This window comes from Desulfosporosinus sp. BICA1-9 (genome assembly GCF_000802135.1).
Genome location: NZ_JUEE01000256.1, coordinates 12,904 through 36,541 on the forward strand (window position 1 = coordinate 12,904; position 23,638 = coordinate 36,541).

Below are 23,638 nucleotides of genomic sequence, written 5' to 3' on the forward strand. Positions count from 1 at the left end.
TCTGAGGAGCTTAACAAATTTGCTGAATTACGAGGAATTTAACGATCAAAACTAGGTCTCTCTTACCCAAATCTTTAGGAAATTAGCGTGCTCGGAAAACTTTCAAATAAGAATCAGCATAGACGCTCCTATTGAGAAGGATCTGACACGTAGCTGCTACATCAACGAGGTCATCATCATTAGCATCCATAATGGCAGCATCAAGTCCAGAGGCAATGGCCATAGCCATGTATGTCCGATTGATCAAATTGCGATCCGGTGATTTCTGCGAAACGTTGGATAAGCCAAGAACCGTACGTGGTGCTGGGTTTGCTAACATTTTCACCTGACGTAAGGATTCTAAAACTTCAGGCGCATGCTCCTGAGCCACGTTAACAGGGAGAATCAATGGGTCAATATAGAGATCTTCCATTGGCACGCCATATTCATCTGCGGCTGCTACCAATTCCATGGCAAAGGCTACCCGGTTTTCAGCGTCTTTAGGAATACCTTTCTTGTCCATGGTCAAACCAATAATACCCGCGTTATATTGAATCGCCATCGGGAAAACACGCTCGATTTTGACTTGTTCTGCAGGGCAAGAGTTAATAATCGCAGGGCGTTTACAAACTTTCAAGCCGGCTTCAATAGCATTATAGTTTGTAGAGTCCAAAACAAGTGGCAATTCAGATACTTCTTGAATGACATTAACCATCCACTCATAAGCTGCGACTCGCTCTTCCGTGGGAATAGCTGGACCCGAGTTTACGTCAAGGTAGTGAGCTCCTCCTTCTTGTTGCTTCACTGCCCAGTATTGGAGTGGTTTTGGATCCTTATTGCGAAGTGCTTCTCCAATATCAGTAAACATTCCGTTAATCCGTTCGCCAAAAATAAGCATTCGGTCACGTCCTTTCATCTTAATAAAATAATAAAATTATACTATAGGAAGGTGATTTTCACGGATAAATGTAACTTACTTCAGATGGAGTTTTACTCCATCTGAAGTTTAATGATGACCTATTTATTGAACATGTCAGCAATATTCTTCTGGACAACCTTTACTGCTGCAGGGTTACGCATAACAAGGATACTAGCACCAACTTGTAGTACTCCAGAAGCGGTTACTGCCTCCCAAAGCAATCCACGGTCTTCAAGATCGCCCCAGCCGGGAAACTCTTCGACTGATGCATAGGCTTCTTTGCAGCGATTGGCTTCATAACCAACAGTACAAATAATGGGCATGGAAAGCATTTTATCACCGGCTAAGGCTCCGAGACGTGCCCGCTCCATGATAGAATAAACATATTCAATTCCGAATCCAAGACCAGCCACTGTAGGGTCGATGACGATTTTGTTGAGTGGTAGTCCCATTTCAGTGATCAGAATATTAAGTTGTTTACAGATATTAATATCAAGTGGAGAACGTGCAATCAAGGTGTGTTTGTGAACCATGGCAGCTGCGGCAATGGACTTATAGTTATCCTGTTCAGCAATACCGATCAGAAGATTTTCTCCGGTTGCAGCTTCTGCGATAACTGTCATTATCTCGTTATTTTTTTGAGAGTCGTCGCAACCTTCAACAATAAGGGGAACTCCCACAGCTGCTAAGACTTCTTTTACGATACGAGCACAATCTTCAGGCGAACGGTTTTCCCCTTCAGGGTCTGCACCGTTAAGTTTTAAATAAATGAGATCGGCACCAAATTCGTCGACACATTTTTTCGCCCAAGCTGCTGGATTATTGATGACATCTCCAATTTGGCTTGTAATGATATCGCTCCAAGTTGGTACGACATCAGTGACCTCCATGGCGATCACTGGACGGTTCTTCATTTCTCCTTCAAAATGGAGAAAAGGCAAGGCACTATCTCCTCCAACTGTAATTGTGGAGGTTCTTGTTCCTCCCTGTTCAGCAGTTGCGCCGAGGACTACCTCTCCAACTTTACTGGAATACTTTTCTTTCACTAATGTTACGGACATGAACTTCTCTCCTTTCTAGTTAAAGATTCCGGCACGGTTCAGAATGCTTTCCACAGCCTTTACCGAGACGGCATCATCAGGCAAATCATATAATGGTTTACCTGCCAAGTCATATTCCACAACTAATGGATCTAACGGAATATCTCCGATCAAAGTGAGACCTGTTCGTTTAATTTCTTCACTCAAGGATTCCAAGCTACCTTCCGTTGTCTTTGTGACAATTAAGTAGATGGTTTGTACTGCAGACTTTAGTCCTCGTATCAGATCGTGGACCCGTCCTGCCGAACGTATACCTCGTGCAGAAGAATCACTGATTACAAACATGATCTCGATATGGGGAATAGTACGTCGACTGATGTGTTCCAAACCAGCTTCAGAATCTACGGCCACAAAGTCATAGTTCTCTCCTATATTCTCAAGATGTTTGCGCAAGAGATCATTAGGATAGCAATAACACCCTGCTCCTTGTGGCCCCCCCATAACTAGTAGATCAATTTCTTTTGACTCAACTAGGGATTGTTGGAGTTTGTATTCGATAAAGATGTTTTTAGGCATTCCCTGAGGAATTGCTTTGGGATCCTTACTTTGTTCAAGCAATTCTGAGATCGTCGACGTGACAGTTAGGCCCAAAGCTTCGCCAAGATTTGCATTGGGATCTGCATCGACAGCGAGGATTGAAGTCCCTTGTTTGCGATGAACCATTTGCCTTAACAATAAAGCGGTGAATGTGGTTTTTCCTACTCCACCTTTACCTGCAACTGCTATATATTTAGACATAAGTGACCTCCATAATAATAGTTATTGAAAAGATGGAAATAGGGATATATCCGTATGGGGTAAAAACAAGGCTGCCATGTATTCGTCCATATAGGTTGCTCCAACTGAAAGCTCAACATAGGTCATTTTTCGTCCCAATTCTTCTGCTTCTCGCCAGGCGTTCTGAGAAAGTAAGGCAAGACGCGCACCTTTAACGGAAGCATTGCCAATAAACACAAACCGGTCTGGCTCAAGATCTGGAAGCAGGCCTATTTGAACGGAATCATGAATATTAAGGTAATTTCCAAAACCGCCAGCAATGACGATTCGGCTAATCATTTCAAGATCCACTGCAACCATGTTTAATAAGGATCGGATTCCAGCGTAAATCGCCCCTTTGGCACGAATAACATTCTTGACATCGTTTTCAGTGATGACCACATCTTTTTCCCCACCGGCTTGATGAGCCCAAGCTAGGACAAATTCTTTATCATCGGTAGTGGCCCGTAATCGTTCCGAGCCTGATTTATGCCCTAGCTGGAAATTCCCAGCGCGGTCGATAATACCGGCACTGAGTAGTTTGGCTATACAATCCACAAGCCCCGATCCGCATATTCCTACAGGAGTTTGGTTATTGATCACCTTCAGGGATACATCCAACGATTGGGGATCAATGATAATCCGCTCAATCGCTCCTGGCATAGCTCGCATACCAAAGGTAATACCGCCACCTTCAAAGCTCGGACCTGCAGAACAAGCGCAAGCAACAAGCCAATCCTGGTTTCCGAGTACAATTTCTCCATTCGTTCCAATATCGATAAAGAGGATAATGTCTTCGTTGTTGGCCAAATCCGTGACAAGTGTTCCAGCAACAATATCTCCACCGACATAACTCGCTACCGAAGGATAACAATGCACCAAGGCCTCAGGTAACATATGAAGCCCAATTTCCCGAGCAGGGATAGATGGCACAGTTGTCATTGTTGGAATATAAGGCTCTAATCGAATATAGCGTGGATCTACACCTAAGAACAACTGTGTCATAGTCGTATTTCCGGCTACCATTGCGCTAGAGATATTCGTCTTACTCAAAGACTGGCGAGTTAGAATCTTGTCGAGAAGGCCATTGATGGTATCGACTACAGCGTTTCTAATCTCTTGTAAGTTTTGCTCGTTTTCAACGGCGAACACGATACGGGATATAACGTCATCCCCATACTTCGCTTGTTTGTTGTATGTACCCTGTTGATCGACAATCTCTCCCGTTAAGAGATTGACGAGGTAAACGACAACGGTTGTGGTACCTATATCAATGGCAAGCCCATAAGGAGGAACATCATTTCCAGCTTCAAGGTGTGTAACCGTTAATCCAGTGTTCGTATCAGTCAGAGTGATGGATACATCCCAATTTGCTTTACGGAGTGACTCTGGCAGATGTTTGAGAACGGATAAGGGAATATGAATGGGTTTATCTCCGGTTTTCAATACTCGACGGAGTTCTATGCTCAGGCGAGCCCAATCACTGGAGTTTTCTGTCAAGGTCGGTTTGGAAAGTGAAATCCTCTGCTTGATTGCTAAGGGATGATGCCCGAATTTTTCGAGTAAATCCTGTTCGCTTTCCTGTAAGAACCCTTTTTGAACATCCCCCATTAAAACTTGATGTTCTTGTAACCTTGATTCTGGAGGCACTTCAATTGTCATATCCCCTTGGACCAAGGTTTTGCAGGCAAGTCGGACCCCTCTGGAAAGCTGTTCAGGTGTCAAATTTCCGGTTCCACTTACTGTGGGATCCCCACTCAAAACGACAACTTTACAGGCTCCACAAGTCCCCTTACCACCGCATCCAGATTTAATGAATATTTCCGCTTTAGCGGCTGCATTGAGCAAGGATGTACCATCAGGTACTTCAACAACTCGGTTCTCGGGCATAAACTTCACTTGAAATTGGGACATCGCTTTCACTTCCTTACTTCACCAGAAATCCCACGAATAATATAGTTTTGTATAGAAAACATCAATCAGATCTCAGCATTGCATCATGGTATCTAGCACCAAAACTTAAGTTAAGGATTTCGAGAAAGAAACAATTCCGCTAGACTCCCGTGGTCCTACAACTGCTTTCCAGCCAGATAGTTCAGAAAGCTTTCCTGAAATAACAGCGACATAGCCTGGAATGATAACGTTACGGTGTTTTACCTTGTCGGCAATACCGCAGGCCACCATCGCTTCGACGATTTTCTCTGGCTCAAATTTACCAGCAGCATAAGCTGTGAGAACAGAGGTTCCGTCAGTATCGATCGGTAGAATGTAGCTTGGAATCTTGGAGGTTTCTACTTCACCTTCGACACTATAGTAGGTTAAGGAGAAGTTTGTCGTAATGTAAAATGGTGAGTTCTCATTGACATTCCCTACAGAATGCAATTTAGGCTCAACTTGAATCGGTTTCTGTGGATCAGTATATATGTTCTGTCTTAAGGTCATAAGTGGTAAAACGTGAGCTTTCTTGCTGGTTTTCAAGACAACTGCACTGGCATATTTAGCCACATAAACAGTAGCCTCCATGACTTCTTCCATTGGCTCTGTATTGCTTGTGAAAGCAATGACTGGATAGCCGAAGGGCCGGAATTTTTTCTTAATAGCCAAACGTCGTATATGGGTAAGATTTGCTAACGTCTGAACAGGAGTCCTTGCACCAGGATCCAAGACGAACTCTTTATAGCCCAAGGCTGTCGCTTTAACGACGAGTTCTTCGAGAGCATCCAAGCCATCTGCCTTAAGAATAACAGGAACGGAGTTATCTTTAGCCAAGTTGACCATAGCTTCATAATTCTCAGCAGTTGCTACTCCAATTAGGGGCTTACGGGATGCCAACGGCTCAAGGGCAACTTTTAAAGCTCCAGCATCACTGCTTAACAAGAGCAATGATATATCTGTTGCTTCAGCTACAGCAGCAGCTACCTTAGCAAAACGCGCAGCGTCTCCCGATTCGTGTATTACAGCCACTCCATCTATGGTGTATTGGAGACCAACACGCTCGAATTCTAGGCCCTTGATCTCTGCGATTTTAGCATTCAATTCCTCATCATTTAGGGTATCAGAGACCTGAATCAGCAACGTGGTTGGGTGATAAAACGTCTTATCATGACGGAAAAGGACTGTTTCATCTCCAAGCACAGACTCTTTACCAAATTTTATGGCTTTGATTGGAGGGGCAGCAGCCGAATCCAAATTCTCTCGGGCAGCATCAGTTACATATGGGCAAGCGTCTAAAGCTGCTTTTCCTGAAGCTAATGCCATAGCAAAGGCTAGGCAAGTTGGTACGCCACATTCTCCGCAGTTTTTCTTGGGTAGTTGTTTATAGATTTCTAAACCTGTAAGAGCCATTTTAAATCCCCTTTCTAATCGATATAGGCGAATAATACAGACTGGCAAGGCCCTTGGAGATATACCGTTAGGGCCTTGTCGTCTAGTGGGTCAATTACATTAGTGATTCAAGGGCAAAGCAAGGATGTCCATTTTCCTCAAGGAAGGGTACGATTTCCTCGACAGTGGTGCCGACAGACTCGTCTGCAATCTTGTCGATGAAGTCTGCTCCTAAACCTTCATCGATGGAGCGTTGAATAAAGTCCTCACGCAAGAATTCTTTGAGTTCTTTTGGCATCCAGACAATACGCGCCAGTCCACCATCAGCAGGAATGAATTTTTTACTGAGCAGATAAGTTCTGCCAATTCCCATGAATCCTGGAGTTTGCATTCCACCACCGCAGGTTCCTGCCAGAGAGGAGAATGTCATACCGCAAGGGGTCATTCCTGAATGCTCACGAGTCGTCAGCATGAGTCCATTTGCTTCAGGAACGATGGCCATGATAGCCTCAAAGCAACCGCAAGAGGTCATCGGCTTATCCATGAGGGTATAGAGATTGACCTCTTCCAAGGTGTTGTTCGAAGCCTTAAATAAATAGTCGTTGGTACTTTGCCACATACCTTTTAACTCATCGATGGCTGGCCCTTTAGGAATAGGTTGGTTTGGTCCGTTTGGTGAGATTTCATAAGAGGCCTTGGCATCTAACCAGCTCACTGCACCGCACAAGCCGACCCGTTCAGGGGTAACAATACAAACATGGTTTGGGGCAAAGGACTGACAAAGTAAACAGGAATAGAAATCTTCGACAGACTCATCTGTTAAGCTCCTCATCCGATCGTCACGAGCACGATATCGTTCGCGTGCTTTCACAAGACCTTCCTCAACGGCTATTTGGTCTGTAATAAGAGTGACTTGAACTCGGTCGACGATGGCCGGGAATTCCTGCTTTAACTTTGCTAACAGAAGCTCTCCTAGATGTTTAATTAAGAAGCCTTTTGCTCTGGCATCTTTGGAAATCCGCACCCAGCACAAATCACGCTGAGCAACGTGCCAAATACCTTCCCCATAGTTGGCAAAGTAATGAATTCGACGCTCCAAAACTCCTTCAAAATCTGCTTGCATCTTACGTCCGTAAATGTCAATCTTAATTCCCAAAGGCAGTTTGGTCCCTTCAGGAATAGAATCGAGTTCGGGCCCAATAACTGTGACCTGACCGTCAACAATTTCATCAGGTCCAACTGTCTGAACGAGTTCAAAGGCTGTAGAACGTCCGCCACCGAATTCAACATAGGTTTCTGCTTTGCGGATGGTTTCTCCCTCAAAAGCAGGACCGAAGTTTACCGGAATAGGAATTTCGATGTTGGTTAGTTTGATTCCACGCACTTCCATTGCCAAGGGAACGATCTTCTCATAATCAGGCTCAGAAATGTACCAATCAGGGATTTGCATATCATCACTGAGTACCTGATCCGTAAAGACTGGGAAGCCCATGAAAATTGCGCCCATTGAAGCAGCCAGTTTAACATCATCTAACTCACCAAAATTTAAAACGAAAGCCCGAATCCGACGACGCTGATAATCACGATGATTTTCTCGTTCTCCAGCTGGAATTCCACCGAAGGCGAGTCCTGCACGGAACGCATAGTTCACAGCATGAATAATTTGAGTAAAGTTTCCAAGTGGGAACGCTATATAGTCTTCCCCAATCTTGACGTTTTCTTCCAGCAATTGTTCAATAATCTCATCACAGAGGAAGATCATAAAGCCTTTACCCATCAGATTATCGACAATTTTCTTCGCAGCTTGAGAGTCTTTGGCACGACCTAGAATAACAGCAACACCAGGAATTGTCCAGTCAACCATTTTAATCCCGTGTTTCCGTACAATTGGGTCACCTAAGAATCCAGTCCAAGGTTTAACTTTGGGTTCTTCCCCACGTAGATAATTAAGGGTCTCAATGACTTCCGCGGCATAAAGGACGGATTCACCCCAAAGCCTGGCGTTATCAAAGGTAAGATCTGTACGAATTTGACTACGCATGCGATTTAAAATTGGAACTAACTCACCCAGTTTAGTAACCTTTTCACCGGAAAGACAGGTGATAACGGGTAGATGATAAGCGGTATCCGGATAACCAACAATTTGCTCGCTTCCAAAGTCTTTAAGCGCCCGATTTAATAGGATTTCTGCATAAGTCATAGCAATTATGGTGCCATCGTAAACTCTACGTAAGAGTTTTTTGGGTTGATTGTTGGGGTCCTTAATTGCGTCTGCGTAAATTTCCTCCATAGACATAAACATTCCTCCTTTCTTACCAACCTTGGGCTATTGCCGTATTATTTTTTTCCGCAGTCTTTTGATGAACATTTAGCTTCCAAGTCCTATATTCTAGAGCATTGATAAGCTTTTGAGCGCCAAGCACTGGATCAACTTCAAAAATAAAGTTTCCGCCAAAGACGTCATGGGCGATTTGAGTCGTAATACCATAGACAAGGTCGCTGCCTTCAACGGGAGGCATGGATCCAACATGGACTGGTAGTCCCATTGTGACTGCCCAACTTCCGATAGCGACTGCTTTTTCATGCATAGCTTCTGGAGCAGATGCCACAAAAGGAACTTTTGGCACATCGACACCGAGTTCATTAGCCATAGCCATGGCTAAATCGATCCCGCGGCTGTTATCGACACAGGAGCCAACATGGAAGACTAACGGTAAACCAGTTGATAATTCAGGATTTGCAGCTTCTAAGGTTTGAATGAATGATTTAAGACCTTCGCCAGCATAGGTATCCACTGCCAGCGGAGACATGAGTCCAAATTTTGCAAAGGCGCCAGAGGAACAGCCCGTGGCAATTACAAAAACGTCATTTTTGACGAGTTCTTTTAAAACTGTGATATGGGACTCGTCCTGTAAGCGTTTGAGATTGTTACAACCAGCCATGAGAGCAACCCCTTTAATCTGACCACTCTGAATAGCATCCGTAAGAACTGAGATGGGTCGATCAGGGTTAATTTTAGAGAAGATCTCCTTCAATGCTTCCAAGCTGAAGCCAGCAACAAGCTTATGACGTTCAGTAGGAATAGAAATCTTCTTAGGATCCCGATGTTTATAAGCTTCAATAGCTATGGCAATAAGCTTCTTAGCATCATCCATAGCGGTTTCTGTATTGAAAGCAATGTGTTGAGCGTTGGGGATTTTCATAATAGCTTCGGTTGTTACAACTTTAGTATGGAAACATTCAGCCACGGTTTGCACGGAGGGATAAATACACTGAATATCAACCACCATCGCATCCAAAGCACCGGTCATGATTGCCATTTCTTGAGACGCTGAAGAAGTTGCCAGATAGACACCTTCACGCATCAACAGCTCATTACCTGTACAGCAGATTCCAACGATATTGATTCCCTCAGCTCCAACTTTCTCGGCTTCCGCTTTCATTTTCCGGGCAGCAGCAACGACCATTTCACTCAAGACTGGATTGTGTCCGTGAACAGCAATATTAACCATTTTCGGGTTAATGACTCCCAGATTGGCTTCAGAGACGATAGGTTCAGGGATGCCAAACAAAACATCACTCAGAGTTGTACCGATATATTCTCCACCTAAGTCGGCGAGAGCAGCTTTAAGACCACCAAAAATGATATTTACTGGATCACTGTCAACGCCCATGGCCGTTTGTGCTAAAAGTTCTGTGACAGTACCGTCAATAGCTCTTGGCATAATGTTGGTGTGTTTAAACTTTCTGCGTCGTCCCTCTGTCAAAAAAGCATCCAAAAAGGCTAGTGGTCGATCTTGGTAACGGCCGAAATCGGAATACCCGATCTCTACAACATCTCTCAGGATTTCTTTTTCTTCGCGGTCTAGGGTGGCAACCCCTAAATCCTGAGCTAATTTCATAAGCTTTGCGGAGGATTTTATCTCATAGTCATCGGCATGTCCTTCAACTAAAGCATGTGCGGTATGAAGAATATGGCGAGCATGCTCAGAGTGGGACGCCGTACCCCCAGCAATATATCGAACAAGATTGCGGGAGACAATCGTGTAAGCGGATGCTCCGCAAATCCCTCGACTGCCAGGGCCATCCTCTTTTTTCACTCGACAAGGGCCAGCAATACAAATTCGGCAACATATTCCTTTATATCCAAAGGCACATTGTGGTTGTTGGGCAACTACACGGTCATAAACCGTCTCAATCTTTTTATCCTCAATCAATTTTAACATTTGAAGTGCGCCAGGGTCGGTAGTACGAATGGGATTCTTAGGGTCAACGACTCGCGGTGCGTCGGATGGTCGGGCAGTATGGGTTAAATCCCGATATCTAGGCATATTACACCCTCCTCTTTATTAAGATCTCGTCTCATACTAATACTCACATCTCTACTTACGAAAACCTCTGTCATCTCCCTTCATCGATGATTTTTTGATAAATGGTATTAATAATAACTCCCAGAGACCCACCAGGCAACTCGTCACTGCCTGAATTAATGGACATTTCCAACAGCTCGTCACTGTAAGGGATAATACCAATTAGCTGTTCTGAAGGAAAGAGGTCTCTAAGAAAATTTTCATCTTTAGAATTGCGTACTTTATTCCCTACCACAACCACACGTGGAATTCCCAACTCAAGTGCCAGTTTTTGAATAACTTTTACTGTTTGGACACTAACTTTAGATGGTTCGGTCACAATGACTAGGATATCAACCCCTAAGGCAGTACCACGAGTAAGCTGTTCAATACCTGCCCCCATATCTAAAATCACAGTATCTTGTTCGCCAAGAATCAATGAATTGACCAAGGCTTGAAGAAAACTGTTTTCCTTACAATAACAGGAGGTTCCTCCCCCTTTGATATTGCCCATCCGGAAAAAGCGAATCGACCCCATTGAAATGCTGTAATCATCGAGTATATCGTCAACCTGAGGATTAAGTGGGTAATAAGTTCCACTACCACCCATTCTGGCTTCAATCAGTTCTTTCATGTCGACAATCGGTTTAAGATCTGAGAGAACGTCCTCAGAGAGACCCAGGATCGTCCCAAGGCTGGCATCGGGATCAGCATCCACCGCTAAAACAGTGATCCCTTTTTGCGAGAGCCAATGGGCAAGATTGGCTGCAAAGGTAGTTTTACCGACCCCGCCTTTACCAGAGATTGCTATTTTCAACATGCCTCAACTCCTTCTAGATTGATATTTATGAGACTTCTCCTGCAATCTAATCTCCCCTTGATATAACCTATTCTTTTTTTGTTTTAAAAATCCTGCCAAAGTTTAAAATTTATTGACTAATTTTTCAGTATTTCAAGAATAATTTAAAATTATAAGATAATGAGTTAATATTCACAAAGTGTAAATGGATATTAATAAAATTTTCAGAATATACTTAATATTCTAATTAAACCAACAAACCTTACTGAGTCAATTTAAAATGCAATAACGCATAATATTCGTATGTGCTTAACCTCCTATGAGATTATTATTCGTTAGAAAGCTAAGTTTTCCTCTTAAAGAGAAATCTTTTTTGATTTTTGTCTGGGTATTATAAATTTTCAGTTTTCTCTTTGAGCGTGTGAGCAACTATAGCGCTCACTAAACGATCAATAAGTTTCAACGCTGAGGCTAGCAACTTCAGTAAAAAGAGATAGTTTTATACAACAGGCCAAGGGTGAAACGTGAGGCCAAATGCTCCAGGTCCGACATGAGTAGCAATGACGGCTCCGGCTTCAAATAAACGAACTTCATGTTCTGGAAATCGAACCTTAAGTTCGTTGAGTAGGATTTTTCCTTCTTCCGGTATGTTAACGTGCATAACACAAATACGGTAACGTTTTCCTGTAGCTAAGGCACGATTTAATTCGTCAAGTACCCGTTGCCATGCCTTAGTACGCGACCGCACTTTATCAAAAACATCGATTTGTGCGTTTTGATTAAAGTAAAGAATCGGTTTTATTTGAAGTAAAGTTCCAACTAGTGAAGCTGCACCACCAATCCGTCCTCCTTTACGTAAATTTTCCAGCGTATTAACTATAAAATATAGTTCTGTCTGTTGATTAAGAGTTTGAAGCTGCGCCATGATATCCGAACTACTTAACCCTTGCTCTGCCCATTCTGCTGCTGCCCAAGCAAGTACACCGAGACCCAAAGCAGAAGACCTTGAATCAAAGATGTGAATATTCGGACTGGAAGCTTGTTCTTTGGCCATCAGAGCTGACTGGATTGTTCCACTGATCGCCGCAGAAATATGAATACTTACAATATCCTCAATGCCTTCCGAAAACATTGAATTATAGGTTTCCAAGAATGTGCCAACGGAAGGTTGTGAGGTTGTCGACAAACCGGAGATATGACTTAGCTTTTCAAAATAAATCGGATTGGTTAGTTCTGTTTCAGAAAACGTTTCATCACCAATATTAACATTAAGGGGTACGACGCGAATCTTAAATTGCTCAAGAATTTCTTTTGAAAGATATCCAGTAGAATCCATAACAATCCCAATTTTCCCCATTTTCTTCTCTCCCTCTAGATAAGCACCTATTAAGGGTTTTATTTATAAGATAGCTTGTATAAAGTATATATGAAAATAAAACATGTAGCAATCTAGAGCTAAATAAAGTATAATTCATAATTTAATTAATGTTAAAAACTCATTGGATAACAAATATTCTGACAATATTATAGTATTTCCTACAACATAACTCAATATTTTGAAAAATTAATTATAAGTTATTCTACAATATATTTTTAAGTTTGGCAATGAATTGTCATTCATTTTATGTTGGTTTAGTCACCAAATCTTTTCAAATCAAATCAATAGCTATTTCCCGTTTTTTTAGTTCGTACAAATAACCAATTTAGGTTGACAGGATTACCTCGGTTTGGTAATATGAAGTTCGTTCTAATGATTCGGGGCGTGGCGCAGTTTGGTAGCGTGCTTGGTTCGGGACCAAGAGGCCGTGGGTTCGAATCCCGTCGCCCCGACCAGTTTAGCCAAAAGGTCTGAATTTATTCACTTTTAGGAACGTGAATAAATTCAGACCCTTTTTTATTTCAGAGCTTGCTAGCGGGATTTAACAGGTTCTATTAATCCGCTGGTATGATTCAGTAAGCTGTTGACCCTAATTTTCGCTCACTAGGGTCTTCTTCCAGTTTGATTTTTGCCTAAAATCAATGCTAAAATAAGTCTCATGAAACATACTAACGATGACTAAGGAGTTCTGCTTGATGCTAAAAGGTCTCAAAACCTCCATTCGCCCGATAGAAGAAGATGATCTTGACGAAATCTATCAATGGTATAATGATCAAGAGGTAAATTTATGGTCTAGTGGGGCTTGGCCCTTGAATACCCTACAAAGCAAAGATCAACTCGCCGTAAAGTTTCTTGACGAGTCGCCCGATACCCATCGCTATATAATTTTAGATGAAAACGAACGACTGATTGGAACCATTGGCTTTAAAGAAATCAATATCCCTGCTCGTTCGGTTGCGCTCTTTGTTGTTATTGGGGATAAAAACTATTGGGGCAAAGCCTATGGCACAGATGCCGTAATCACCTTTGCGCGCTACCTCTTTAGCCAGTGGAATTTTCACCGAATTTCTCTGGATACTTGGGATCAGAACATCCGGGCCATTAAGGCTTATGAAAAAGTTGGCTTTGTAATTGAAGGCCGTCAACGTGAGGCTCGTTACGTACTAGGAAACTACCATGACGCAATTCTGATGGGTTTATTACGAGAAGAATTCCTTGCCTTGCATGGGAAAATATAGGGTTGCGAAAATCAACAACCTGGAGTAAACTATAGGAAATTTAATAATCCGTATTATTCCTCTGGGGTTGGGTGAAATTCCCTACCGGCGGTAAAGCCCGCGAGCCGTAAGGCAGACCCGGTGTCAATTCCGGGGCCGACAGTAAAGTCTGGATGAGAAGAGGAACAGCACATTTAAGCGTTTGAGCGCTTTTTTGAGCTGTGACTTTATGATCAACACCTGGAGAAAGAACAGGTGTTTTTTATTTTTTACTTCTTCTTTTTTTGGATACACTAAATCTAGTTTTAAGAAAGGAATCCTATGCTTAAATCGAGTCCTTCAAATTTACACGACCAAAAATTTATGAAAAGAGCACTTGAGCTAGCGGTTAAAGCTGTCGGTAGAACCAGTCCGAATCCTCTGGTAGGATGTGTGATTGTCAAAGATGACCTAATCGTAGGAGAGGGATATCACCATAAGGCTGGGTCCCCTCACGCTGAAGTTCATGCTCTTACAGCCGCAGGAGATCAGGCTTGTGGCGCTACGGCTTATGTAACCTTAGAACCATGTTCCCATTTTGGCAGAACACCTCCTTGTGCTGACGCCCTGATCAAAGCCGAGATCAAACGTGTTGTAGTTGCCATGAGAGATCCAAATCCAATCGTAGCAGGTCGCGGTATCGATCGTTTACGTAAGGCTGGAATTCAGGTAGACGTAGGTCTCCTGGACCAAGAAGCCACCCTAGTTAATGAAGTCTTTATTAAAGCAATTACGACTGGTTTACCCTTTGTCTTATATAAATCTGCCATGACCCTAGATGGCAAAATTGCTACAGAGACAGGGGACTCACGCTGGGTTAGTTCGGAAAAGTCCCGCCATTATGTTCACCAACTCCGTGATCACTATGATGTCATTTTGGTGGGAAGTGAAACAGTTCTTCAAGATAACCCCCAACTCACCTGTCGACTTCCAGGGGGCAAAGACCCTGTGCGGGTCATTGTCGACGGACAATTACGCTTACCCGAAACTGCTCAGATTCTTTCCGCTTCCCAACAAAGCCCTTGCATCATTGCCACAACCCTTGCAGCTTCAAAGAACAAGGTCGATTCTTTGCAACATGCTCATGAACTGGTTGAGGTCTGGCAATATGACACTTCGAGATATGTCCCCCTCAAAGAACTATTAATGGATCTTGTCCGTCGCGGTTGGACTAGTGTCTTATTAGAAGGGGGCGGCAGATTGGCAGGATCACTGATTAATGAGTCCTGTATTGACAAAGTCGAATTTTTCATTGCGCCAAAACTAGTTGGCGGGCATGGTCCCTCTCCCCTATCAGGTTTACATATCCAGCGTATGGCAGAGGCCTTGACACTGGATAACGTGCAAGTTGATATGGAAACGGGCGATCTACATGTTACTGGATATCTCCGCTAAAGTGACTATTAGCTTATTATAAATCACTTTAGCCAAGCTGCATCAAGGAGGGATAGTCTTGTTTACCGGAATTGTGGAAGAACTGGGTACTGTCCGCGGCCTGCGCCTCTTACCAGAATCGGGGCAGCTTACACTTGAAGCCAAAAAGGTACTAATGGGAACTCAGATAGGAGATAGCATCTCGGTCAACGGAGTTTGCTTAACGGTAATTCGGCAGAGCGACCGCGAATTTACAGTGGATGTGATGGCTGAAACCTTGGCAAAAACTAATCTGGCTGAGCTTAAAGGTGGCAGCCAAGTTAATTTAGAACGAGCGTTACAACTTCAAACTCGATTAGGTGGGCATTTGGTCAGTGGGCATGTTGATGGCGTTGGCACAATACGTCGTATATCCCCAGTAGGCATTGCCCTAGTCTATGAAATCAACGCCCCTCCTACTCTATTGCCTTTTCTGTTGCCTAAGGGATCCGTAGCTATTGACGGCATTTCTCTGACCGTCATAGATGTGGAATCCGATTATTTTACAGTTTCTCTTATTCCTCATACCTTTGATCAGACCACATTGGGACTAAAGACCATTGGAGCAAGTGTAAACCTTGAAACAGATCTGATCGGCAAATATGTTGCACGATTTATGGGAATGAGCAAGGACTCAGATAAAATGAAAAAAGATCTTTCCTTAGGCTTTTTAGCTGAACATGGTTTTATTTGAGGTAACCTCTACAAATCGAAGAAAATTATTAAAGGAGTGAAGGACATGCCATTTAATACTGTTGAGGAAGCCTTGGAAGATATTCGACAAGGTAAAATGATTGTCATGGTGGACGACGAGGATCGAGAGAATGAAGGGGATCTTGTTATGGCTGCCGAAATGGCAACCCCAGAAGCGATCAACTTCATGGCGACTTATGGAAGAGGGCTAATTTGTGTTCCGATGACTGGGGATCGTATTCGGGCTTTACAACTTGAACCGATGGTCACTAACAATACAGATCCACACGAAACAGCCTTTACCGTCAGTGTCGATGCTGTCACAAGTACCACTGGGATATCCGCCTTCGAACGCGCTGCAACCGTTAAAATTTTAGCAGATCCCGAAAGTGAACCTAGCAAATTACATCGTCCAGGACACATCTTTCCACTTAAAGCTAGAGAAGGTGGAGTTTTAATACGTGCAGGGCACACTGAAGGTTCCGTGGATTTAGCGCGACTTGCTGGACTTCAGCCTGCAGGCCTGATCTGCGAGATTATGAATGAAGACGGAACCATGGCTAGAGTACCGGATTTGTTTCTTTTTGTGGCTAAGCATAATCTAAAACTAATCACCTTGAAAGACCTGATTAGTTATCGTCGCCAATCAGAAAAACTAATTGAAAGGGTGGAAAGCATCCATCTTCCGACAGAATTCGGAGACTTTAACGCTGTAGGTTATCTTAGTATTATTGATCAGAAAGAACATTTAGCAATCGTTAAAGGAACTGTTGATGATGGTGCTCCTGTGCTCGTCAGAGTTCACTCAGAATGCCTTACTGGAGATGTTTTTCATTCTAGGCGTTGTGACTGTGGAGATCAACTCAGTCGAGCTTTGGAAGATATTGAACGCGAAGGTCGCGGTGTGTTACTCTATATGCGCCAAGAAGGCCGAGGAATTGGATTATTGAATAAACTGAAGGCCTATAAACTTCAAGAACAAGGCAAAGACACGGTTGAAGCCAACCTAGCTTTAGGCTTTCAGGAAGACTTGCGTGATTATGGTGTAGGAGCACAAATTTTAGCAGACCTAGGAATATCCAAAGTACGTTTAATGACCAATAACCCACGTAAAATTGTAGGTCTCGAAGGGTATGGCTTAAATGTTGTACAACGCGTCCCTCTCGAAACTGTGTGCAAACCCGAAAATTCAAAATATCTTTGCACTAAGAAACAAAAAATGGGGCATTATTTAACAAGTGTTCAATAGTAGATTTGAGGATCGTTCATAAGGCAAAAATATTGTAGAGAAGGGAAGTTCCTATGAAAACATATGAAGGAAATTTATTAGCCCAAGGACTTAGAGTCGGAATTATTGCTGCACGTTTTAACGAGTTTATCACCAGTAAATTAGTCGGAGGTGCCATGGACGCCCTGCGCAGACATGGTTGTCTGGACGATGATATTGAACTCACCTGGGTACCAGGCGCCTTCGAAATTCCACTTGTAGCTCAAAAAATGGCCAATTCTAAACGTTATGATGTCATAATTTGCTTAGGTGCTGTTATTCGAGGAGCTACCCCTCATTTTGATCTTGTCAGCAATGAAGTCAGTAAAGGTATTGCCCAGGTAGGCCTACAGACCGGCGTTCCTGTGATTTTTGGAGTTATAGCTACGGATAGTATCGAACAGGCGATTGAACGTGCAGGAACTAAAGCTGGAAATAAAGGGTTTGACGCTGCTATGACAGCTATTGAAACAGCAAACTTACTTAAATCCTTTTAAGCGTAAGAATTTAAAGCTCAAGTAACTTTATTTACAGGTTTTGGAGGATTGTCCACTGAAATACTCTTGTCAAAAGAGATCATCTCCATTAGACTCATAGAGGTGATCAAGTATAATTTTTGATAGGAGATGAGTGTTATGACTTCGAACATTGGAGCCCAAGATAAAGAAACGGCCATGCTTGAAGCAGCACGCTCAGGCAATAAAGAAGCATTAAACGAAATCATCGAGCACTATGAACCTGAAGTGCGTATCATTGCGTATAAATATTTTTTACCAAGAGCGGAATATGATGACCTAATGCAAGAAGGCCGAATTGCAATATACAGAGCCGTTTTATCTTATGATCAAACTTCAGAAATTCCTTTCCTGCATTTTTTACGAATGGTTATAAAACGCAAACTCATTGATAGCCTTCGCAAGTATACTCGCCAGAAACACCTTAACTTAAACGAAGCATACTCCCTTAACAATGTCTTATCTGAAACAGAGGAAACAAGTTTCTTAGAACTATTACCGAACGCTGAGGATCCTGCATCAATGGTGATCGCAAATGACGAAGCTATTACAATGATTCAAGGCCTAAATAAGAACTTCTCAGATCTTGAACGTCTAGTCTTTAAGCATTATTTCATACAAGGGTTCAAACAACGTGAGGTGACTCAACGTCTGGGGCTTAATCCAAAATCTTTGGACAATGCAATCCAACGCATTCGCCACAAAACTGCACTTTACCGTTCTCGTCAAGTGGCAGGTTAATCTTTAGTCTAATTCACTTTAACCATGGTCGGGAAACATGATGAATAATATTAAAGAACCGAGAACATTCGTTCCCGGTTCTTTAATATTATAGTCACCTCAGGCTATACCACCGCTTTGATTAATCAATTTGCTCACCTTACTATGGGCATTGGTAGCTTCGTTAGCTAAGCGTAAGTACATATCTCTTAAATTACCATTATGAGCACGCGTAGCTAGTGTCATATAGCCCATTGCAGCAGCAGCAGCGTCCTTTTCATAATCATAAAGCATATCCAAATCCGTAAATTGACTCATTTCAAAGCTCCCCTTTCTATTGAAGTCCCACCATTTCTTTTTTAAAATATCCGATGACATCCTCTAAACCTTTGACCTGTTCTTTAAAAAACCCTTTAACTGCAGCATCTTTTGCCATCTCATTGTACATTTGACACTTTTTCATGACAGTTTCGTTTTCGATAATACTTCGGGTTAACATGCCTTGGTCAAGAATCTTCTTCATTTCCAGCTCATTTAATTGCATCCTAAAATCCCTCCCTTTATAACATTAATTTACATAACAGTTTCAGGATGTGTAAAAAGATCGCAAATTATTCACTAAAAATATAAATTATTATTATTCTAGACAGACAGATCCCGATAAGTTAAACTGGAAAGAAAATAACAAAATGATCCTTACTTATTTATAAGTATGCAAGTTGTGAAGTATAAAAAGGAGGGTATGGAAACTATGGACACACTAGAATTCAAACGAGTTTTCCGTGGGTATGATTCGGAGGCTGTCGATCAAGCATGGGCAGAAACAGACCGTCAATTATCGGAAGCCAATGCCGCCAACAAAGAATTGCGCTTACAAATAAACAGCTTACGGGAACAAAACTCGGAATGGGGCAACCGTCTTAAGTCCTATGAACAAATTGAAAAAGACCTGCGGGATGCCCTTCTCAGCGCCCAGAGGGTCGCAAATCAAATAAAAGATGATGCCAATAAACAGGCTAACGAGGTTTTACAAGCTGCTCAAAGTGAAAGAGAAACATTAATCAGTGAAGCCACACAGCTTTCAAAGTCCAAGGAAATTGAAGTAGAAACTATGCTCCTGGAAAAGCGGGCTGAAATTGTCCAGCTTGAGGAGCAAATAGAAGGATTATGGGAACGGAAAAATGAACTTAAAAGCCAAGTAGATCAGGCCATTCGTTATTTAGAAATGGCCAAAGAATTGTTCACATCTGAGCAAGCGATAGATAATAACCTCTAAATCGTTACCCTAACTGCGAGTGCTATACAAAAGACACTGACCCGTATGAATACAGTAAGCAGGATACTTCAAGCTGATATAGGAGGTTGAAACGAGGCCGAAGCAGATGCATGATGCACTGTTTCGGCCTCTTCGAGATTTTTCTCCCCAAACTCCTCCTCATTGGACAGGGAAACATAACTATTTTGAAAATCTATAGATCAGTGGAATCTCAAAAATGACTTAGTGGTTCATCTTCTGGGAAAACGAATATCCTGCCCCATCAACATCCACTTGAATTTGTTGCCCGTCCTTAATTTCACCCTGCAGGAGTTTAAGAGCTAAAGGATTTTGCAGACGCTGTTGAATGACCCTTTTGAGCGGCCTTGCTCCATAAACTGGGTCATACCCTTCATTAGCCAGTTGCTCACTAGCCATCGGAGTTAATTCCAGCGAGAGTCTGCGTTCACTTAAACGTTTACTCAGCAACTCAAGTTGAATATCTACGATCCGGCCGATATGCTCACGCCCTAAAGGATGAAAGACAATCGCTTCATCAAGCCGGTTAAGGAATTCTGGACGAAAGTGCCTTCGAAGTTGTTCGTTAATGGCAGAGCGAACTTCATTTTGAGCTGCATTGCGGCTGATCAGTTCTTCAATAGATAAGATGATATTACTCGTTAAGATGACCACCGTATTTTTAAAGTTTACTATGCGCCCTTGACCATCCGTTAAGCGGCCATCATCTAAGAGCTGCAAGAGAATATTGGTCACATCACCATGTGCTTTTTCAATTTCGTCAAAGAGGATGACACTATAAGGTTTACGACGAACAGCCTCTGTGAGTTGTCCACCCTCTTCATATCCGACATATCCGGGAGGGGCTCCGATGAGACGCGCGACTGTATGTTTTTCCATATACTCTGACATGTCAATCCGCACAATCGCTTGTTCATCATCAAAGAGGTACTCGGCTAAAGCTCTGGCCAGTTCTGTTTTTCCAACTCCCGTTGGTCCCAAGAAAAGGAATGAGCCTAAAGGACGATTAGGATCTTGTATCCCTGCCCGTGCACGGCGGACAGCATCAGAAACTACACGAACAGCCTCCTCTTGACCGATCACTCTTTGATGAAGACGTTCTTCCATATGGACGAGTTTTTCCATCTCACTCTCCATAAGCTTGGCAACAGGAACATGAGTCCAGGTTGCCACTATTTCAGCAATATCTTGCTCCACTACTTCTTGCTTTAAGAGTGAATTCTTCTTGGCTTGAAGGTTTAGCTCTGCCACTTGAAGTTCTTTTTCTAGAGTCGGAATGATACCATACTGGAGTTCGGCAGCCTTATTGTAGTCCAATTGCTGTTGCGCTTGCTCCATAAGAGTACGCGAGCGGTCAATCTCTTCTTTAAGTTGTTGAATTTGAGCCAGAACTTCCCGTTCACCTTGTAACTGCCCTTCTAGTGCGGTACGTTCTTCTTTGAGATTTGCTAACTCTTCTTCAATCTTTGCTAAACGATCTTTACTTGCGTCATCTTTTTCTTTCTTAAGAGCCTCGCGTTCAATTTCCAATTGCATCATTCTGCGTTTAATTTGATCTAATTCAAAGGGATCGCTCGTAATTTCCATGCGCATTCGTGCTCCAGCTTCATCGATCAGGTCAATCGCCTTGTCGGGGAGAAATCGGTCACTGATATAACGATCCGAGAGCATAGCTGCAGCAATGATGGCTCCATCCGTGATTCGCACTCCATGGTGGGTTTCATAGCGTTCCTTAAGACCACGCAGAATAGAGATGGTATCTTCAACACTGGGAGCGTCGACCAGGATCGGTTGAAAGCGACGTTCAAGTGCTGCATCTTTTTCAATGTGTTTGCGGTATTCAGCGAGAGTCGTTGCCCCAAGCATGCTAAGCTCTCCACGCGCTAACATTGGTTTTAACATGTTGCTGGCATCCATAGCCCCTTCGGCAGCCCCTGCTCCAACGACGGTGTGCAATTCATCAATAAACAAGATCACATCATCACGATCTTGAATTTCCTTTAGGACAGCTTTTAAGCGTTCTTCGAACTCCCCTCGGTATTTTGCACCTGCGATTAGGGTTCCCATATCCAGAGAAATAACTTGTTTATCCTTGATAGTTTCCGGAACATCTCCTCGTACAATCCGTTGAGCTAGCCCTTCTACAATGGCAGTTTTCCCAACCCCAGGTTCCCCGATTAAGACGGGGTTATTTTTAGTACGACGGGAAAGAGTTTGGATAACCCGACGTATCTCCTCATCACGGCCTATGACTGGGTCTAGACGACCGCGACGAGCTTGCTTCACTAGGTTAAGCCCATATTGTTCCAGCGCTGCATAAGTGCCTTCAGGATTAGGGCTGGTAACGCGTTGAGTACCTCTGATTTCTCGCAAAGCTTGCAGTAATTTCTCTCGATTCAGTCCTGCTTGCTTAAGAATTTTTTCGACAGGTCCTCCAGCCTTTGTCAAGATGGCCAAAAGTAAATGTTCTGTACTGACATATTCATCTCCAAAGGTCGCCATCTCATCATGAGCAGCCACCAAGACTGTGCGCAAGCGTGGGGAAATATTTATTTGCACGTTTCCACCGCTTATGCGCGGAAATCGATTAATCTCTTGACGGATTGTTGAGATCAGTACACCCGTCGCGATGTCTAGTTTTGTCAAAACTTGAGATGTAACACCCTCTACCTGCTCTAAAAGGGCGAGTATTAGATGTTCTGGCTCTACTAGGCTATTGGCATTGCGTTCCGCCATTGATTGGGCTTCTGTGATTGCTTCCTGGGATTTCTGGGTAAGTCGATTGGTATCAAAAGACATAGTTGCTCACTCCTTATTAGGTTTGTAGTTTAGGTTGAAACTCATCCTCGTTTATTTGCTAACTCTTGAAGGGTGGATAGTTCCTGCTCACTCAAGTCATCTGGAAGAATAATGGAAAGTTCGATAAAGAGATCTCCCCGTTGATCAGGACGCTCAATATTGGGCATTCCTTTTCCTTTCAAGCGGAATTTCTTGCCGCTCTGAGAGCGTGGAGGGATCTTGAGAAGAACTTCTCCATCAAACGTTCGGACACTAACTTCTCCGCCAAAGATCGCCTGATAGAAATCAAGAGGCTGCTTGGCCCTTAAATCATCTCCTTCACGGACAAAGTGAACATGAGGACTTACAGTAATATTTAAATAGAGATTCCCACCTGGTCCACCTGCAATCCCAGGGCCGCCTTGACCAGTGAGTCGCACCTTCGAACCAGTGCGAACCCCTTTTGGAATTTTGGCTTCGATTTGTTTTTCCCCTGTACGGATGAGACGTGTCGTTCCATTAAACGTCTCTTCGAGGCTCACTTGGACGTCAACTTCAGTGTCCTGACCAGCACGACCACGGCCTACTGTAGAGCCGCCGCTAAAGCCACGGCCTTGCCCACCGCCCCCTCCAAACAGGGTAGAGAAGAAATCAGAGTATCCTTCCCCTCCAAAACCACCGAAGCCACCCGTTCTTCCAGCGCCACCGAACATTTCTGCAAAATCTTCTGGGGACATGGTGTGACCCTGACTCCCGCTACCCCCTCTGCCGGGATTTGTCTGCCAACGATCCCAGTTGTAATCTCCTCGTCCTCCACGTTTCTGCCAGTGTTGATAATCCTGCCGGAGTTCATCATATTTACGTCGTTTCTCTGGATCGCTAATCGCTTGATAAGCTTCTGTAGCCTCTTTAAACTTTTCTTCAGCCACTTTATCTCCCGGATTAACATCCGGGTGGTATTTTTTAGCTAATTTCTGATAGGCTTTCTTAATTGTTTTTTCATCGGCATCAGGAGATACTCCAAGACCTACATAATAATCCTTAAAATCCATAGTTTCACCTCATTTACTCTGCATACGCAGGCTCACTTCCAGGTAT

At 43.2% G+C, this 23,638-nt stretch carries 20 protein-coding genes, 1 tRNA gene and 1 riboswitch; of the genes, 8 read left to right on the plus strand and 13 right to left on the minus strand.

All coding sequences use genetic code 11. The features are described 5' to 3' along the window. Window positions 1-82: 82 nt before the first annotated feature. From JL57_RS31725 to JL57_RS31765, 9 genes are all read right to left on the minus strand, one after another. Window positions 83-877: a methyltetrahydrofolate cobalamin methyltransferase gene (locus tag JL57_RS31725; RefSeq protein WP_034145865.1), complete on the minus strand. Its 795-nt coding sequence runs from the start codon at window positions 875-877 to the stop codon at window positions 83-85. 119 nt (window positions 878-996) lie between these two features. Further along, entirely contained in the window at window positions 997-1,959 is a 963-nt protein-coding gene (locus JL57_RS31730; RefSeq protein ID WP_034145866.1) for an acetyl-CoA decarbonylase/synthase complex subunit delta, read from the minus strand. A gap of 15 nt (window positions 1,960-1,974) precedes the next feature. Beyond that, window positions 1,975-2,736 (minus strand): AAA family ATPase, encoded by a 762-nt coding sequence (locus tag JL57_RS31735; protein WP_034145867.1) that lies wholly within the window; start codon window positions 2,734-2,736, stop codon window positions 1,975-1,977. 21 nt (window positions 2,737-2,757) lie between these two features. After that, window positions 2,758-4,668, minus strand: a complete 1,911-nt coding sequence (locus JL57_RS31740; protein WP_034145868.1) for an ASKHA domain-containing protein — start codon at window positions 4,666-4,668, stop codon at window positions 2,758-2,760. Between the two features lie 105 nt (window positions 4,669-4,773). Then, complete coding sequence (acsC, locus tag JL57_RS31745; protein WP_034145869.1) at window positions 4,774-6,099, minus strand: acetyl-CoA decarbonylase/synthase complex subunit gamma; 1,326 nt, start codon at window positions 6,097-6,099, stop codon at window positions 4,774-4,776. Between the two features lie 94 nt (window positions 6,100-6,193). Beyond that, complete coding sequence (gene acsB, locus JL57_RS31750) at window positions 6,194-8,374, minus strand: acetyl-CoA decarbonylase/synthase complex subunit alpha/beta (RefSeq protein ID WP_034145870.1); 2,181 nt, start codon at window positions 8,372-8,374, stop codon at window positions 6,194-6,196. A gap of 16 nt (window positions 8,375-8,390) precedes the next feature. Beyond that, entirely contained in the window at window positions 8,391-10,409 is a 2,019-nt protein-coding gene (gene cooS / locus JL57_RS31755) for an anaerobic carbon-monoxide dehydrogenase catalytic subunit (protein ID WP_034145871.1), read from the minus strand. A 70-nt stretch (window positions 10,410-10,479) separates the two neighbouring features. After that, window positions 10,480-11,244 (minus strand): P-loop NTPase, encoded by a 765-nt coding sequence (locus JL57_RS31760; RefSeq protein WP_034145899.1) that lies wholly within the window; start codon window positions 11,242-11,244, stop codon window positions 10,480-10,482. A 481-nt stretch (window positions 11,245-11,725) separates the two neighbouring features. After that, window positions 11,726-12,583: a DegV family protein gene (locus JL57_RS31765; protein WP_034145872.1), complete on the minus strand. Its 858-nt coding sequence runs from the start codon at window positions 12,581-12,583 to the stop codon at window positions 11,726-11,728. A 399-nt stretch (window positions 12,584-12,982) separates the two neighbouring features. Here JL57_RS31765 and JL57_RS31770 point away from each other — a divergent pair. From JL57_RS31770 to JL57_RS31800, 7 genes are all read left to right on the plus strand, one after another. Next, window positions 12,983-13,059 (plus strand) — tRNA-Pro (locus tag JL57_RS31770). A gap of 240 nt (window positions 13,060-13,299) precedes the next feature. Continuing rightward, the gene (locus tag JL57_RS31775) at window positions 13,300-13,842 is read left to right on the plus strand and encodes a GNAT family N-acetyltransferase (RefSeq protein WP_034145873.1); all 543 of its coding nucleotides are present in this window, start codon (window positions 13,300-13,302) and stop codon (window positions 13,840-13,842) included. Between the two features lie 53 nt (window positions 13,843-13,895). After that, a riboswitch (FMN riboswitch) is annotated at window positions 13,896-14,010 on the plus strand. Window positions 14,011-14,142: 132 nt separating this feature from the next. Beyond that, on the plus strand, window positions 14,143-15,255 hold the full coding sequence (gene ribD / locus JL57_RS31780; protein WP_045691418.1) for a bifunctional diaminohydroxyphosphoribosylaminopyrimidine deaminase/5-amino-6-(5-phosphoribosylamino)uracil reductase RibD: 1,113 nt from the start codon (window positions 14,143-14,145) through the stop codon (window positions 15,253-15,255). Window positions 15,256-15,313: 58 nt separating this feature from the next. Next, entirely contained in the window at window positions 15,314-15,967 is a 654-nt protein-coding gene (locus JL57_RS31785) for a riboflavin synthase (protein WP_034145874.1), read from the plus strand. 45 nt (window positions 15,968-16,012) lie between these two features. Then, a complete protein-coding gene (locus JL57_RS31790; RefSeq protein WP_034145875.1) occupies window positions 16,013-17,215 on the plus strand; it encodes a bifunctional 3,4-dihydroxy-2-butanone-4-phosphate synthase/GTP cyclohydrolase II in 1,203 nt (400 codons plus the stop codon). Between the two features lie 53 nt (window positions 17,216-17,268). After that, on the plus strand, window positions 17,269-17,730 hold the full coding sequence (gene ribE / locus JL57_RS31795; protein WP_034145876.1) for a 6,7-dimethyl-8-ribityllumazine synthase: 462 nt from the start codon (window positions 17,269-17,271) through the stop codon (window positions 17,728-17,730). 138 nt (window positions 17,731-17,868) lie between these two features. Continuing rightward, on the plus strand, window positions 17,869-18,489 hold the full coding sequence (locus tag JL57_RS31800; RefSeq protein ID WP_291300827.1) for a sigma-70 family RNA polymerase sigma factor: 621 nt from the start codon (window positions 17,869-17,871) through the stop codon (window positions 18,487-18,489). 99 nt (window positions 18,490-18,588) lie between these two features. Here JL57_RS31800 and JL57_RS31805 read toward each other — a convergent pair whose 3' ends face one another. Together JL57_RS31805 and JL57_RS31810 are read right to left on the minus strand one after the other, a co-directional pair. Then, a complete protein-coding gene (locus JL57_RS31805) occupies window positions 18,589-18,786 on the minus strand; it encodes a spore coat protein (RefSeq protein ID WP_034145878.1) in 198 nt (65 codons plus the stop codon). Between the two features lie 16 nt (window positions 18,787-18,802). Next, complete coding sequence (locus JL57_RS31810; protein ID WP_034145879.1) at window positions 18,803-19,012, minus strand: hypothetical protein; 210 nt, start codon at window positions 19,010-19,012, stop codon at window positions 18,803-18,805. Window positions 19,013-19,219: 207 nt separating this feature from the next. On the opposite strand from JL57_RS31810, the gene JL57_RS31815 reads away from it, so the two are divergent. After that, complete coding sequence (locus tag JL57_RS31815) at window positions 19,220-19,744, plus strand: DivIVA domain-containing protein (protein ID WP_034145880.1); 525 nt, start codon at window positions 19,220-19,222, stop codon at window positions 19,742-19,744. 222 nt (window positions 19,745-19,966) lie between these two features. Here the strand turns inward: JL57_RS31815 and clpB are convergent, their stop codons facing one another. Both clpB and JL57_RS31825 read right to left on the minus strand, forming a co-directional pair. Then, the gene (gene clpB, locus JL57_RS31820) at window positions 19,967-22,561 is read right to left on the minus strand and encodes an ATP-dependent chaperone ClpB (protein WP_034145881.1); all 2,595 of its coding nucleotides are present in this window, start codon (window positions 22,559-22,561) and stop codon (window positions 19,967-19,969) included. A 41-nt stretch (window positions 22,562-22,602) separates the two neighbouring features. Then, window positions 22,603-23,592, minus strand: coding sequence for a DnaJ C-terminal domain-containing protein (locus JL57_RS31825; RefSeq protein ID WP_034145882.1), 990 nt, complete (start codon window positions 23,590-23,592; stop codon window positions 22,603-22,605). Window positions 23,593-23,638: the final 46 nt, after the last annotated feature.

Excerpts from the sequence above, each read along its gene's own strand:
- JL57_RS31740 (WP_034145868.1), bottom strand. The coding sequence starts at position 4,668 with ATGTCCCAATTTCAAGTGAAGTTTATGCCCGAGAACCGAGTTGTTGAA.
- JL57_RS31735 (WP_034145867.1), bottom strand. The coding sequence starts at position 2,736 with ATGTCTAAATATATAGCAGTTGCAGGTAAAGGTGGAGTAGGAAAAACC.
- JL57_RS31730 (WP_034145866.1), bottom strand. The coding sequence starts at position 1,959 with ATGTCCGTAACATTAGTGAAAGAAAAGTATTCCAGTAAAGTTGGAGAG.
- JL57_RS31805 (WP_034145878.1), bottom strand. The coding sequence starts at position 18,786 with ATGAGTCAATTTACGGATTTGGATATGCTTTATGATTATGAAAAGGAC.
- JL57_RS31765 (WP_034145872.1), bottom strand. The coding sequence starts at position 12,583 with ATGGGGAAAATTGGGATTGTTATGGATTCTACTGGATATCTTTCAAAA.
- clpB (WP_034145881.1), bottom strand. The coding sequence starts at position 22,561 with ATGTCTTTTGATACCAATCGACTTACCCAGAAATCCCAGGAAGCAATC.
- ribE (WP_034145876.1), top strand. The coding sequence starts at position 17,269 with ATGAAAACATATGAAGGAAATTTATTAGCCCAAGGACTTAGAGTCGGA.
- acsB (WP_034145870.1), bottom strand. The coding sequence starts at position 8,374 with ATGTCTATGGAGGAAATTTACGCAGACGCAATTAAGGACCCCAACAAT.
- JL57_RS31790 (WP_034145875.1), top strand. The coding sequence starts at position 16,013 with ATGCCATTTAATACTGTTGAGGAAGCCTTGGAAGATATTCGACAAGGT.
- acsC (WP_034145869.1), bottom strand. The coding sequence starts at position 6,099 with ATGGCTCTTACAGGTTTAGAAATCTATAAACAACTACCCAAGAAAAAC.
- JL57_RS31775 (WP_034145873.1), top strand. The coding sequence starts at position 13,300 with ATGCTAAAAGGTCTCAAAACCTCCATTCGCCCGATAGAAGAAGATGAT.
- cooS (WP_034145871.1), bottom strand. The coding sequence starts at position 10,409 with ATGCCTAGATATCGGGATTTAACCCATACTGCCCGACCATCCGACGCA.
- JL57_RS31810 (WP_034145879.1), bottom strand. The coding sequence starts at position 19,012 with ATGCAATTAAATGAGCTGGAAATGAAGAAGATTCTTGACCAAGGCATG.
- JL57_RS31725 (WP_034145865.1), bottom strand. The coding sequence starts at position 877 with ATGCTTATTTTTGGCGAACGGATTAACGGAATGTTTACTGATATTGGA.
- JL57_RS31825 (WP_034145882.1), bottom strand. The coding sequence starts at position 23,592 with ATGGATTTTAAGGATTATTATGTAGGTCTTGGAGTATCTCCTGATGCC.
- JL57_RS31800 (WP_291300827.1), top strand. The coding sequence starts at position 17,869 with ATGACTTCGAACATTGGAGCCCAAGATAAAGAAACGGCCATGCTTGAA.
- JL57_RS31815 (WP_034145880.1), top strand. The coding sequence starts at position 19,220 with ATGGACACACTAGAATTCAAACGAGTTTTCCGTGGGTATGATTCGGAG.
- ribD (WP_045691418.1), top strand. The coding sequence starts at position 14,143 with ATGCTTAAATCGAGTCCTTCAAATTTACACGACCAAAAATTTATGAAA.